Source organism: Stenotrophomonas capsici, assembly GCF_034961085.1.
GTDB classification, from domain to species: domain Bacteria; phylum Pseudomonadota; class Gammaproteobacteria; order Xanthomonadales; family Xanthomonadaceae; genus Stenotrophomonas; species Stenotrophomonas capsici.
The window spans coordinates 53,157-66,417 of sequence record NZ_JAYFUH010000260.1 but is presented as its reverse complement, the minus strand read 5'-3'; the positions used below and the strand labels follow the sequence as shown (position 1 = coordinate 66,417).

The 13,261-nt window shown below is 68.5% G+C and carries 11 protein-coding genes; 7 read left to right on the top strand and 4 right to left on the bottom strand.

The window, feature by feature from the left end:
* Positions 1–89: 89 nt before the first annotated feature.
* On the bottom strand, positions 90–1,112 hold the full coding sequence (locus VA603_RS18800; protein ID WP_192287671.1) for a glucokinase family protein: 1,023 nt from the start codon (positions 1,110–1,112) through the stop codon (positions 90–92).
* Between the two features lie 369 nt (positions 1,113–1,481).
* On the opposite strand from VA603_RS18800, the gene VA603_RS18795 reads away from it, so the two are divergent.
* The 6 genes from VA603_RS18795 to VA603_RS18770 all read left to right on the top strand — a co-directional run bounded on the left by VA603_RS18795 (position 1,482) and on the right by VA603_RS18770 (position 8,399).
* A complete protein-coding gene (locus VA603_RS18795) occupies positions 1,482–2,771 on the top strand; it encodes a sugar MFS transporter (RefSeq protein ID WP_323439738.1) in 1,290 nt (429 codons plus the stop codon).
* A gap of 43 nt (positions 2,772–2,814) precedes the next feature.
* The gene (locus VA603_RS18790; protein ID WP_132865647.1) at positions 2,815–3,891 is read left to right on the top strand and encodes a LacI family DNA-binding transcriptional regulator; all 1,077 of its coding nucleotides are present in this window, start codon (positions 2,815–2,817) and stop codon (positions 3,889–3,891) included.
* Between the two features lie 6 nt (positions 3,892–3,897).
* Positions 3,898–4,926: an SIS domain-containing protein gene (locus VA603_RS18785; RefSeq protein WP_132865646.1), complete on the top strand. Its 1,029-nt coding sequence runs from the start codon at positions 3,898–3,900 to the stop codon at positions 4,924–4,926.
* On the top strand, positions 4,926–6,074 hold the full coding sequence (gene nagA, locus VA603_RS18780; protein ID WP_323439737.1) for an N-acetylglucosamine-6-phosphate deacetylase: 1,149 nt from the start codon (positions 4,926–4,928) through the stop codon (positions 6,072–6,074). Before VA603_RS18785 ends, nagA begins: the two co-directional genes overlap by 1 nt.
* Positions 6,074–7,147: an acyltransferase family protein gene (locus tag VA603_RS18775; protein ID WP_425603754.1), complete on the top strand. Its 1,074-nt coding sequence runs from the start codon at positions 6,074–6,076 to the stop codon at positions 7,145–7,147. The genes nagA and VA603_RS18775 overlap by 1 nt, the downstream gene beginning before the upstream one ends.
* A gap of 175 nt (positions 7,148–7,322) precedes the next feature.
* Positions 7,323–8,399, top strand: coding sequence for a S41 family peptidase (locus VA603_RS18770; RefSeq protein ID WP_132865643.1), 1,077 nt, complete (start codon positions 7,323–7,325; stop codon positions 8,397–8,399).
* 102 nt (positions 8,400–8,501) lie between these two features.
* Here the strand turns inward: VA603_RS18770 and VA603_RS18765 are convergent, their stop codons facing one another.
* Complete coding sequence (locus tag VA603_RS18765) at positions 8,502–9,722, bottom strand: multifunctional CCA addition/repair protein (RefSeq protein WP_323439735.1); 1,221 nt, start codon at positions 9,720–9,722, stop codon at positions 8,502–8,504.
* A gap of 111 nt (positions 9,723–9,833) precedes the next feature.
* Positions 9,834–11,777: a transglycosylase SLT domain-containing protein gene (locus tag VA603_RS18760; RefSeq protein ID WP_323439734.1), complete on the bottom strand. Its 1,944-nt coding sequence runs from the start codon at positions 11,775–11,777 to the stop codon at positions 9,834–9,836.
* 178 nt (positions 11,778–11,955) lie between these two features.
* Between VA603_RS18760 and VA603_RS18755 the strand changes: the two genes are divergently transcribed.
* A complete protein-coding gene (locus VA603_RS18755; protein WP_323439733.1) occupies positions 11,956–12,366 on the top strand; it encodes an ExbD/TolR family protein in 411 nt (136 codons plus the stop codon).
* A 118-nt stretch (positions 12,367–12,484) separates the two neighbouring features.
* Here VA603_RS18755 and VA603_RS18750 read toward each other — a convergent pair whose 3' ends face one another.
* Positions 12,485–13,222, bottom strand: coding sequence for an endonuclease/exonuclease/phosphatase family protein (locus VA603_RS18750; RefSeq protein WP_132866222.1), 738 nt, complete (start codon positions 13,220–13,222; stop codon positions 12,485–12,487).
* Positions 13,223–13,261: the final 39 nt, after the last annotated feature.

Below are 13,261 nucleotides of genomic sequence, written 5' to 3'. Positions count from 1 at the left end.
GTCTCTCCTCAACATCAGATTGGATGGCACCGGGGTGCCGCGTTACTGCTGGGTATTGCTGGTGGATCTGTTGCTTATGCTGCGAAGGCTCAGGTGGCCGACTTTTCCAGATACCAACTGGCCGCGCCGATCACGCCCAGTTGCCCGTGCTCTACCAGCTTCACGGGAATGCTTTGCAGCGCCTTGCCCATCGGCCCCTTGTTGAGGAAGCGTTCGACGAAGGTGCTGTTCAAGAGGAACTGACTGATCTTCGGCAGGATCCCGCCCGCCAGATAGATGCCGCCCTGCACGCCATAGAGCAGGGCCATGTCGCCGGTGGTGGAGCCGAGGATCCCGCAGAACAGTTCCAGGGTTTCCACCGCCAGTGGGTCACTGCCGTCGCAGGCCGCGGCGCTGACCGCGTCCGGCGTGGCATGCGTGGGGGCGACGCCGCGCACCGCGCACAGGGCGGTGTAGAGGTTGAGCAGGCCCGGGCCGGACAACGCACCGTGCTCGATGGAGACGTGGCTGCGGCCACGCAGCATCTGCTGCAGCACGGCCATCTCCAGCTCGGTGCTGGCGGCCAGCGAGGCCTGGCCGGCCTCGGTGGCCAACACCACCGAGCGGTTGCCGACCGGGATCCACACCGCCGCGCCCAGGCCGGTGCCGGGGCCGACCACCAGGGTCGGGCCGCGCGGGGCCTCGGCCGGGCCGGTCAGCTGCAGCACCTGGCTGCCGTTGATGTGCGCGGCGGCATGGGCGACGGCTTCGAAGTCGTTGACCAGATGGACGGCGTCGAAGCCGAGGTCCTCGCGGATGCGGTTGGACGACAGCGGCCAGGGCAGGTTGGCGGAGATCACGGTGCCATCGGGCAGCGCGTAGCCGGCGGTGGCGATGACGCATTCGGCGACCGGCGGCTGGCTGCTGGCGAAGTCGGCCAGGATCGCGCCCAGCCCGGGGTAATCGGCGTTGCGGTACTTGCGATAGGACAGCACCTCCACGGCCGGGCCCAGGCCGCTGCCAGCCTGGATCAGGCCCACGCGGACGTGGGTGCCGCCGACGTCGGCCGCGAAGAAGGGCCGGGGCGCGAGCGCAGGGCGGGTGCTCTGTAGCGGGGGGGCGACTGCAGTCACTCGGTTTCCCTATGGCATGGGAGCGCCCGTCGGGGGCGCCGTTCGGGGGCCGAGTCTGTAATCGTTCTGACAACGATGTCAACGAATAATTAAAACTTTCGATGCTGCGCCGCAGCGCGATTGCGCAAACCTCGCGGGAAAGCGATTTTCCGCCGTCCCCGGCGATGGCATGCCGAGGTATAGGGGTTTTGCGAGGGAAAGCCTGATCCCTCCGGCGTTCGCGCCGATTGCTCTCAAATGCAAGTATCGGCCGGGCGATCACGCGTTGTTGACAAATCCGTCAGCAGCAAACCATAAATGTGACAACGTTGTTCCCACGTCTTCCCGAGCGGCCCCGATCCGTATCCCGCATTCGCAGGAGCCTTGCCCATGTCTGCTGTTCCCGCCTATCCGCCGCGCACCAGTACGTTGTCGTCCATCGCCATCGTCGGCGTGCTGTTCTTCATCATCGGCTTCTGTACCTGGATCAACGGGCCGCTGATCACCTTCGTGCGGCTGGCCTTCGACGTCAGCGAGGTCTCGGCCTTCCTCGTGCTGATGGTGTTCTACCTGTCCTACTTCTTCCTGGCCCTGCCGGCCTCGTTCATCCTCAACCGCACCGGCATGAAGAAGGGCCTGGCGCTGAGCCTGGCGGTGATGGCGGTCGGTGCGATGGCCTTCGGCGAGTTCGCCACCCGCCGCTGGTTCGGCGGCGCGCTGGGCGGGCTGTTCGTGATCGGTGGCGGCATGGCGCTGCTGCAGACCGCGGTCAACCCCTACATCAGCATCCTCGGCCCGATCGAGGGGGCGGCCCAGCGCATCGCGCTGATGGGCATCTGCAACAAGATCGCCGGCATCCTCGCGCCGGTGGTGATCGGCTCGCTGGTGCTGCACGGCATCGGTGACCTGGAAGCCCAGGTGCAGGCGGCCGACGCGGCCACCAGGACCGAGCTGCTGAATGCCTTCGCCGCCAAGATCCACACCCCGTACATGGCCATCGCCGGCGTGCTGCTGCTGGTCGCCGTGGGCGTGCTGTTCTCGCCGTTGCCGGAAGTGAAGCCGGACCAGGCCAATGCCGCCGCCAATGATGGCAAGGCCGCCCGGCGCAGCATCTTCCAGTTCCCGCACCTGTGGCTGGGCGTGCTGTGCCTGTTCGTGTACGTCGGCGTGGAAGTGATGGCCGGCGACGCGATCGGCACCTACGGCAATGCCTTCGGCCTGCCGCTGGACCAGACCAAGCTGTTCACGTCTTACACCCTGTTCGCGATGCTGGTCGGCTACGTGGCCGGGCTGGTGCTGATCCCGCGCTTCATCTCGCAGGAGAAGTACCTGGCGGTGTCGGCGGTGCTGGGCGTGGTGTTCACCCTGGGTGCCTACTTCACCCACGGCTATGTCTCGGTGGGGTTCGTCGCCGCGCTGGGTTTCGCCAACGCCATGATGTGGCCGGCGATCTTCCCGCTGGCCATCCGCGGCCTGGGCCGCTTCACCCAGACCGGCTCGGCCCTGCTGGTGATGGGCATCGCCGGCGGCGCGATCATCCCGCAGGCCTTTGCCCTGTTCAAGCATGCGTACCCGGAACACTTCCAGCTGGTGTTCGCCGCGCTGATGGTCCCGTGCTACCTGTACATCCTGTTCTTCGGCACCCTGGGCCACAACGCGGGCAGGGCGCGTGGCGCGTGAATCAAGCATCATGGCGACCATCGAGCCAACGCGGGAACCGGTAATGCGCAGACCCACCATCAAGGACGTCGCCGAGCGGGCAAAGGTCTCCCTGAAGACCGTGTCGCGGGTGATCAACAACGAACCCTCGGTGATGCAGGCCACCCGGGCACGGGTGCTGCGGGCCGTGGCCGAGCTGGACTACGAGCCGGACCCGTCCGCACGCAACCTGCGCAGCAACACCACCTTCGTGATCGGGCTGGTCTACGACAACCCGAACCCGTACCACATCATCGGCGTGCAGAACGGCGTGCTCTCGGCCTGCCGTGAAACCGGCTTCGGGCTGCAGATCCACCCCTGCGATTCCACCTCGCCGATGCTGGCCGAGGAGCTGGCCGACTGGGTGCAGCGCTCGCGCCTGGCCGGGCTGGTGCTGACCGCGCCGATGTCCGAGCGGCCGGAGCTGGTCGCCGCGTTGAACGCGCGCGGGATCAAGAACGTGCGCATCATCGCCGCCACCGAGGACCCGGGCGATGGCCCGTGCGTGTTCGTCGACGACCGCGACGCCGCCTACGAGATTACCGAGCATCTGATCCAGCTGGGCCACCAGCGCATCGGCTTCCTGTGGGGCGGTACCTCGCACCACTCCAGCGGCGAGCGCTACGCCGGCTACGAGGCCGCGTTGAAGGACTACGGCATCCCGCTGGACAAGCACCTGGTGATCCCGGGTGACTACACCTTCGACGATGGTTTCCGGGGGGCACGCCGCCTGCTGGCGCTGCGCGAGCCGCCCACGGCCATCTTCGGCTCCAACGACGAGATCGCCGCCGGCGTGCTGGCCGCGGCCAATTCGGCCGGCCTCAACGTGCCGTACGACCTGTCCATCGCCGGCTTCGAGGACAGCCCGTTCTCGCGCCAGTCGTGGCCGGCGCTGACCACCGCCAAGCAGGCCACCGGCGACATCGCCCGGCATGCCGCGCGGCTGCTGATCAGCCAGTTGCGCACCGATGCCTATGACGACGCCCCGGTGCAGCTGCACAACCAGGGCTTCGTGCCGCAGCTGGTGGTGCGCGGTTCCACCGCACCGTTGCGGCAGCAGCCGGCGCGGCCTCCCTCATCCCCCCCCGACCTTTCCGAGTAACGATCCATGGCACTGCCGAGTGAGACGCAAACCCTGATGTTCAACGAGGCCGCGCAAAGCGCCTCGGTCATCGCCGCCCAGTTCGCGCGCAACCGCGAGGTGGTCCAGGCACTGGCCAACGACCTGCGGCAGAACCCGCCGCCGTTCGTGGTCACCTGCGCACGCGGCAGTTCCGATCACGCGGCAACCTACGGCAAGTACCTGTTCGAGACCCAGCTGGGCCTGGTGACGGCCTCGGCGTCGCCGTCGGTGGGCTCGGTCTACGAAGCGCCGCTGCAGGTGCGCGGCGCGCTGTACATCGTGATTTCGCAGTCGGGCAAGAGCCCGGACCTGCTGCGCAACACCGAGGCCGCCAAGGCCGGCGGCGCGCGCGTGGTGGCGCTGGTCAACGTCGAGGATTCGCCGCTGGCGCAGCTGGCCGACACGGTGATCCCGCTGGGCGCCGGTGCCGAGCGCAGCGTCGCGGCGACCAAGAGCTACCTGGCCTCGCTGGCCGCGATCCTGCAGCTCGGCGCTTACTGGAAGAACGATCCGGCGCTGATCGCTTCGCTCGACGCCCTGCCGGCCGCCATGTCCCAGGCCTGGGAATGCGACTGGACCGCGCTGACCGATGGCCTGGTCGATGCCCACAACCTGTTCGTGCTGGGCCGCGGCCCGGGCCTGGCCGCCGCGCAGGAGGCCGCGCTCAAGTTCAAGGAAACCTGTGGCCTGCACGCCGAGGGCTACAGCTCGGCGGAAGTGAAGCACGGCCCGATGGCGCTGGTCGGCCGCGACTTCCCGGTGCTGGCCTTCGCCCAGCCGGATGAAACCGGCAGTGGCACCCGCGCCGTGGCCGAGGAGTTCGCCGCGCGTGGCGCGCAGGTGTGGCTGGCCGGCGAAGGCGGCAGCCTGCCGACCGTGGTCGCGCCGCACCCGCTGTGCGCGCCGCTGCTCACCATCCAGAGCTTCTACCGGGCCATCAACGCGCTGGCCCTGCGCCGTGGCCACAATCCGGATTTGCCGCCGCACCTGAACAAGGTCACGGAAACGGTCTGATGAACACCGTACTGCGCAACGGCCGGATCCTTGCCGGCGAGGACTTCCGCGACGACGTCGCGGTGGTGGTGGAGGACGGCCGCATCGTCGCGGTGCTCGCCGATGACGACGCGTCGCTGCAGGCGGCCGATGTCCAGGTCGATCTGGGCGGTGGCTGGCTGATGCCGGGCTTCATCGACGTGCAGGTCAACGGCGGCGGTGGCGCGCTGTTCAACAACCAGACCGACGTCGATGCGCTGCGCACGATGATGTCCGGCCACCGCCGGTTCGGCACCACCGGCATGCTGCCGACGCTGATCAGCGACGACGCCGAGGTGATGGCGCGCGCGGTGCAGGCCACCCGCGACGCCATCGCCGCCAAGGTGCCCGGCGTGCTTGGCATCCACCTGGAAGGCCCGTACATCGCGCCGGCCCGCAAGGGCACGCACGATGCCGGCAAGTTCCGCGTGCCCGATGCCGATGAAGTGCGCATGGCCACCGCGCTGGACAACGGCGTCACCCTGATCACGCTGGCACCCGAGCGCGTGCCGGTGGAAACCATCCGCCAGATGGTCGCCAACGGCGCCATCGTCGCGGCCGGCCACACCGCGGCGACCTACGAGGAAATCCGTGCCGGGCTGGATGCCGGTGTCAGCGGCTTCACCCACCTGTACAACGCGATGTCACCGTTGCAGGGGCGTGACCCCGGCACCGTCGGTGCCGCGCTGGAGGACCCCCACAGCTGGTGTGGCGTAATCGTCGACGGCGTGCACGTGCACCCGGCCAGCCTGCGCGTGGCCTTGGCGGCCAAGCCGCGCGGCAAGGTGTTCCTGGTGACCGATGCGATGCCGATGGTCGGCTCGGACAGCCCGGCCTTCGAGCTGTACGGGGAGGTGATCACCGCCGTCGATGGCGTGGTGCGCAATGCCGCCGGCTCGCTGGCGGGCTCGGCATTGGACATGGCCACGGCCGTGCGCAACACCGTGCAGTTGCTGGGCCTGCCGCTGGCAGAAGCCTCGCGCATGGCTTCGACCTACCCGGCCCGGTTCATTGGCCTGGGCGAGCGGTACGGGCATATCGCCGTCGGCTACGCGGCGGACTTCGTGTTGCTGGATGAGGCCCTGCAGGTGCGGGCCACCTGGATTGCCGGTCAACCCGAACAGGCCTGATCGCCATGAGCAAACCCCTGCGTTATGCCTCGGTGGATGCCCTGCGTGGCCTCACCGTGGCCGCGATGCTGCTGGTCAACAACCCCGGCAGCTGGGGGCATGTATTCGCGCCGCTGCTGCATTCGGAGTGGAACGGTTGCACGCCGACCGACCTGGTGTTCCCGTTCTTCCTGGTGATCGTCGGCGTGTCGATCGCGCTGGGCGTGGTGCCACGGGTGGAGCAGGGCGCCGACCGCGCGGCGCTGAGCCGCACGGTGCTGGTGCGCGCACTGCGCATCCTTGGCCTGGGCCTGCTGCTGCACCTGCTGGCCTGGTGGTGGCTGGACCTGGCCCACTACCGGCCGTGGGGCGTGCTGCAGCGGATCGGCATCTGTTTCGCGGTGGCGGGCATGGCCGCGATCTGGCTGCGACCGCGCGCCCATTGGCTGTGCCTGTTCGGCCTGCTGGCGGGCTACGCGCTGTTGCTGGCCGCGGGCGGTTCATTGGCGCCGTGGCTCAACCTGCCCAGCCGCGTGGACACCGCGCTGTTCGGTTCGCTGCTGTACCAATACGACCCGGTCACCGGCCACGGCCACGATCCGGAAGGCCTGCTGTCGACATTGGGCGCACTGGCATCGACGCTGATCGGCCTGCAGGCCGGTGCATTGCTGCGTACACGCCCCGCGCGCCTGCTGCCGGGTGCGGGCGTGCTGTTGGCGCTGGGCGCGGTGTGGTCGATGTGGCTGCCGTTCAACAAGAACCTGTGGACACCCCCCTACGTGCTGTGGACCGCGGGCTGGGCGTTCGCGGCCTTGTGGCTGGCGCACGTGCTGATCGATATCCGCCATTGGCCTGCGCTGGGCCGACGCTTCGGCGTCAACGCGATCACCGCCTACGCCGGCTCCTCGGCGATGGTGCTGGCGATGATGGCCACCGGCAGCTGGGGCTGGCTGTACACGCACGTATTCGAGCGCTGGATCACGCCGCTGGCCGGCGCGCAGGGCGCGTCGCTGGCGATGGCATTGGTGTTCGTCGCGCTGTGGTGGCTGCCGATGGCATGGATGGACCGGCGGAAGATCTATCTGAAGATCTGAGCGATGGTATTGCCTGGGTACTCCCGATCATTCAGGGACTACCGCGGGTGATGGGATGGCGCGCGTCACAGCTTGGCGCGTCGCCGCCGCCGCTGGGCATTTTTCCCATGGGCGGCTTGCCGGACACCTGCCGGGCTCCTAGGCTTGGCCGAGGCTTGATCCAGGGAGCGGGGCAATGCGGAAGATGATCAAGGAAGCAGCGTTGGTTGCGCTGGTCGGCACGATGGTGGCGGGCGGGGCAATGGCGCAGGCCCCCACGCCTGCCGCGCAGCAACAGATGCTGGGATTGCTGGAGCGTGGCGCGTTGTATCGGGACAAGGTCGATTGGGCCAAGCTGCGCGCGGATCTGGCAGCGACCTCGGACCCCAGTCGCCAGGAGGACTTGCTGGCCGATGCGATCAGGCGTTCCTCCGCGGGGCATGGCAAGTGGATATCGGTGGAGCGGCAGGCTGCGATGAGGACGCCGCAGGGCAGTACCACTGACGCGACGAAGAGCGCGTCCGCAGCACTGCCGGCGGCAGCGGCGCAGATGCAGAACCCCCGATTGGGCCGGGTCAACGTTGGCCCCTACGCTACCGATCGCTCCCTTCCACGGGCCGACCGGTTCGCCCGTGATCGCCAATGGGCGCAGGGCCTGCAGGCGGAGATCCGCTCGCAGGACGATGGCAGCCGTTGTGGCTGGATCGTCGATCTGCGCGGTAACACGGGCGGCAACATGTGGCCGATGCTGCTCGGCGTTGGTCCGCTGTTGCACGGCGGCGGCGATCCCGGGCAGCAGGTTGGCACGTTTGATACCGGTGACGGCCTGCAGGCCTGGGGCTATCGAAACGATGCGGTCTGGAACGATGACCAGGTGCGTATCAGCCTGGGCGCAAGCGCCTATGTGCTCAAGCATCCGGATGCGCCGGTAGCGGTGCTGCAGTCCGGGCGCACCGCCAGTTCCGGGGAAGCGATCGTGCTGGCATTCCGTGGCCGCCCGGACACTCGCAGTTTCGGGCATCCCACGGCCGGCTATTCAACCGGCAACAGTCCGGTGCAACTGGTCGATGGCAGCCTGCTGCTGCTCACCGGCTCGGTGATGAAGGACCGCAACAGCGTGGGCGATGGCTCGCGCATCCCGCCGGATGTGGCGGCGGCCGATGATGCCGAGACCTTGCGGTTGGCCGAGCATTGGTTGTTGCAGCAGCCGGCATGCAGGGAGAAGCCAGCCGTTGCGGTGGCGGTGCAGCCACACGGCAACGGCTCGCATTGAGCTCGTCCGTCGCGGTCCGACAGCTTGCAGGCAGTGCCGCTGCGTCCACGATTCTTCTTCGCATTGGCGGGCACCGGTAAAGGCAGTGCCTCGGGCCGTGCGTCAGCGAGCGTTGTGGATCGCGTTGACGCGCGCCTTCTTCAATGCTTCACCGATCGCCGGGCCCTGCAGGCCTGCGGTGGCGATGTCGCGGGCGTTGATCGCCAATGCGGCGGCGTGCAGGCGCTGCAGCGTCTGGCCCTGCGGATAGCCGCTGTCCTCGAAGCCGAGGCGGCCCCGCTTGTCGCATTCGCAGGCCAGTGCGATCTGTGCGATCCGCTCGGGGCGGCGGAAGCCATCGCAGCGCTGGATCAGCTCGAGCACGGTGGCATCGCGCAGTTCATCGATGCGGTGCACGTTGAGGTGCTCACGGCACACCGCTTCGGCGAGTTGGCGATGATCGGTCGGGACCTTCAGGCGCTCGCACAGTGCCGCCAACGGCTTGAGCCCGCGCTGCTCATGCATGATGTGGCGCGGCAGTTCGTCGCTGGGCGTGAGCGCCTTGCCCAGGTCATGGGTGAGCGCGGCGAAGCCGATCAGGTCGTCGCCCGGCGCCAGCCGCGCGGCCATGTCGCTGACCATTTCCTGGTGGATGCCGGTGTCCACTTCCGGGTGGAATTCGGCGCGCTGCGGCACGCCGTACAGCGCATCGAGTTCGGGCAGGATCGCCTTCAGTGCGCCGGTATCGTGCAGGCAGCGCAGGAACGCGGAGGGCCGTGGCAGGGCCAGGGTGCGGCGCAGCTCCTGCCAGATGCGCTCAGGCGCCAGCGCGTCGAGTTCGCCGCTGGCGGCCATCTGCCGCATCAATTCGGCGGTTTCGGGGGCCAGGGTGAAACCCAGCGGTGCGAAGCGGGCCATGAAACGGGCCGCGCGCAGCACCCGCAGCGGATCTTCGATGAAGGCCGGGCCGACGTGGCGCAGCACGCGCCGCTCGATGTCGCGCACGCCACCCCAGGGGTCGACCAGCTCACCGGTGGTCTCGTCGCGGGCGATGGCGTTGATGGTGAAGTCGCGGCGTTGCAGGTCTTCTTCCAGCGTCACCGACGGGTCGGCGTCGACCACGAAGCCACGGTAGCCGCGCCCGGATTTGCGTTCGGTACGTGCCAGCGCGTATTCCTCGCCGCTGTCCGGGTGCAGGAACACCGGGAAATCCTTGCCCACGGCCTTGAAGCCGCGCGCTTCCATGTCCGATTGCGTGGCGCCGACCACCACCCAGTCACGGTCACCGGCCGGCTGGCCGAGCAGTGCGTCGCGGACCGCGCCGCCTACAAGATAGATCTTCATGCCGACATGATGCGGCGCAGGGCGCGTCAACGGTAGTGCCGGGCCGTGCCCGGCAGGACTCCAGGGCAACGCTTCAGCGCCGCATGGCTGCACTTGGCCACGCGGCGTTGGTCAGGGCGTGGGGCAGGTGAATGTCTTGCGTGCCCCGTCGACCTTGCCGACCATGCGGTCGCTCAGGGTCAACGCGTTGCCGTTGAGGCGCCAGTCGTAGATGACGCTGAAGGCCAGTACGCGCGCCACGTACTCGCGGGTTTCCTTGTAGCTGATCGTCTCGATCCAGAAATCCGGGTCGTAGTTGGGGCGCTGGGTCTGCCAACGCGCGGTCGGGGTGGGGCCGGCGTTGTAGGCGGCGATGGTGACGTACGGCTGGCCGCCGTACTTGTCCATCAACTGGCGCAGATAGGCGGTGCCCAGGGTGATGTTGGTGTCCGAGTCGTACAGGCTGGCCGCACCGCCGTAGCCGCTCATGCCAATGCTCCTGGCGACGCTGGCACCGGTGGCCGGCAGCACCTGCATCAGGCCCATGGCATTGGCCGGCGAGCGCGCCTTCGGGTTGAAGATGCTCTCGGCACGGATCTCGGCGGCCACCCAGGCCGGGTCCAGCGCATTGCGACTGGCTTCGCGGCGGATGGTGTCGTCGTGGTGCAGCGGGAAGCGCAGCGTGTACAGGCGCTGTTCCTGCGCGCCCTTGAGCGCGAACACGGCGCGGTCGAACCAGCCGTTGGTGCTGGCCACTTCCACGGCCAGACGGCGCTGGGTGTCATCGAAGCGGGTCAGCGCATCGGCCCACTCGCGCGCGGCCCAGGTTGGGCGTTCGATCTTGAACAGTTCGATCGCACGGACCAGTGCCGGGTCACGTGCCACCGTTGCCTTGGCCTGTGCGCTGTCGCCGGGGTTCCACGGGCACAGCGCGTAGGGTTGCTTGAGCTTGTCGGCGGCCAGGAAGCCGTGGAACGTCGGTTCGGTGGCGGCGGCACGGTACAGCGCGGTGGCTTCGCCGGGACGGCCGGTCTTCTCCAGCAGCCGGCCCTCGAACCAGCGCCAGCGCGAATCATTGCGCTGCGTCGCCGGCATCTTGCGGATGGCCGCCAATGCCGCCGGCCAGTCGCCGCGGGCCATGGCTTCGCGGGTGCGCCATTCGTGCAGGCGTTCGTCGTAGGCCGATTCGGGCACCGCGGCCAGCCGGCGTGCCGAATCCGGCAGGTAGGAGGCCACCGTCCACAGTGCGATCTCATACAGCACCTGGCCCTGCTGTTCGGCGCTCAATCCCAGCGCCTGCGCGTACTGTGGCAACTGCTGCTCGGCGGCGCCGGGGTCGGCCTTGGCCAGCCGCTGCAGGCCGTCGGTGGCGATGCGGCGGCTGCGCTCGTTCTTCGGCCAGTTCAGTGCGCGGGCGTCGGGCTTGTCGACGAAGGCGGCGTAGTCATTGGCCTGGGCCAACTCGGCGGCCGGCAGGCCACGTGCGGCGGCGCGCATCACCGCCGGTTGCTGGGCATCGGCGGCCGCATCGATGCGTTCCCAACGCAGCGCCGGTGACAGGCCGCCGCGGCTGGCGAGCACCGCGAACACCGGGTCGCAGGCATCGGGCAGCGATTTGCCGCTGCTGCGCCACAACGCCTGCGCATCGCTGGTCCATTGTGCGTCGGCCTTGCCGGTGGCCTGGCGGGCGTTGAGTTCGGCGCAACGCAGGCCGGCATCGTTGCCGGGTTTCCAGTTGGCCAACAGGGTCGGCCAATCCTGGCGGCGGGCCAGCGCCGGCAGCCAGGCGGCACGGAAGGTCTCGGCCACCGCCTGGCCCTGGTAGCGCTTGAGGAAGTCCTGCGCCTGCGGCGTGCCCAAGGTGTCGATGTTACGACGCAGGGCGCTGTACTCCAGCCAGCCGTACAGCGGGTGATTGCGCAGGCTGGCGGCGGCATTGGCATCGAACTGGCCGCGTTCGGCGTTGTCGATGGCGCTGCGCATCGTCGCGCGCTGGGCATCAAGGTTCTGTGCGCAGGCGGCAAAGCCGGTCAGCAGGGAAAGGGCGGCCAGTGGCGTCAGGAAAAAATGCTTCATGGCCGAAGGATACCGACCGCGGCGTCAACGACCGAGCGACATTCCAACTGGTGGATGAATGGAACCGGCCTCCTCACGCCAACGTGGGCTGAACGGGCAGGCCAACCGCGATGGCATTGCTCCGGCAGCGGCGTAGCGTTGGATCCGAGGCAACCGGCCTCGCCCCGGGGAACTGGACATGGCATTCAGTGCGGCAGGCAATTCCGGACGTCCGTTGGCCGACATCAACGTCACCCCGCTGGTGGACGTGATGCTGGTGCTCTTGATCATCTTCATCGTCACCGCGCCGATGGTGGCCGTTCCCATCCCGGTCGACCTGCCGCAGCGCAGCGAGCGGTTGGTCCCGCGCCCGGATCCACCGCCGCCGATCGAGCTGCGCGTGGATGCCGGCAACCAGTTGTTCTGGAACGGGCAGCCGATCGGCCGCGCCACGCTGCAGGCGCAACTGCAGGAACAGGCGCAGGCGCATGCCGGCAACCTGCCGGAGCTGCGGATCGACGCTTCGCCCGACGCGCAGTACGAGGTGATGGCGCAGGTGCTGGCCGATGCCAGCAACGCGCACATGCAGCGGATCAGCTTCGTGCGCTGAGCAGGCGGGGTGGCGCACGCGGACAGGCCCGCCGATGCCGGCGGGAACCGCCATGAAATGACGAAGGCCGGCAATGCCGGCCTTCGTTTCGTTCGTTTCGTTGCCGCGTTGCCCGGCCTCAGCGCAGGCTCTCGCCCGGGACCTGGACTTCCATTTCCACCGCCAGGTGGTCCGAGTGCGCCGCGGCGACCGCGCGGGTGTCGACCATCTTCAGGTTGTCGGTGAGCAGGATGTGGTCGATGGCACGGTCCGGCCCCCAGCTCGGGAAGGTCAGCACGTTGCAGCTGGGCGGCTGCAAGCGGGTCTTGTGGTACAGCACGCGCATCTCGGGCCGGTCGGCCATGCAGTTGAAATCGCCCATCAGTACGGCATTGGGCAGGTCGGACAGCAGGTCGGAGATGAAGTCCAGCTGCGACAGGCGCGAGGCCATGCCCAGCGACAGGTGCGCCACCGCCACGGTCAGGCCCTGGTCGCCGTCACCGAAGCGGGCGACCAGCACGCCGCGCCCGCCGAGGCGGCCGGGCAGGGCATGGTCCTGCACTTCGACCGGCTCCAGCCGGCTGAGCAGTCCATTGGCGCTGGAAGCGACGCCGCCCATGCGCCGGTTCGGCTGGTGGCTCCAGTAATTGAAGCCGGCCCGCTCGGCCAGGTAATGGGTCTGGTTGGTGAAGCCCGAGCGCAGGCTGCCGGGGTCGGCTTCCTGCAGGCCCACGATGTCGCGGCCACTGGCCAGCTTGGCGATGGCGTCCAGGCTGGAGCGCTTCTGTCCGGCGGGCAGGGCGTGGGACCAACTGCGGGTGACGTAGTCGCTGTAGCGGCGGGTACTGGAGCCGGCCTGGATGTTGGCCGTCAGCAACCGCAATGTCTGGGTCTGGGATTTCACGACGTGCAAAAC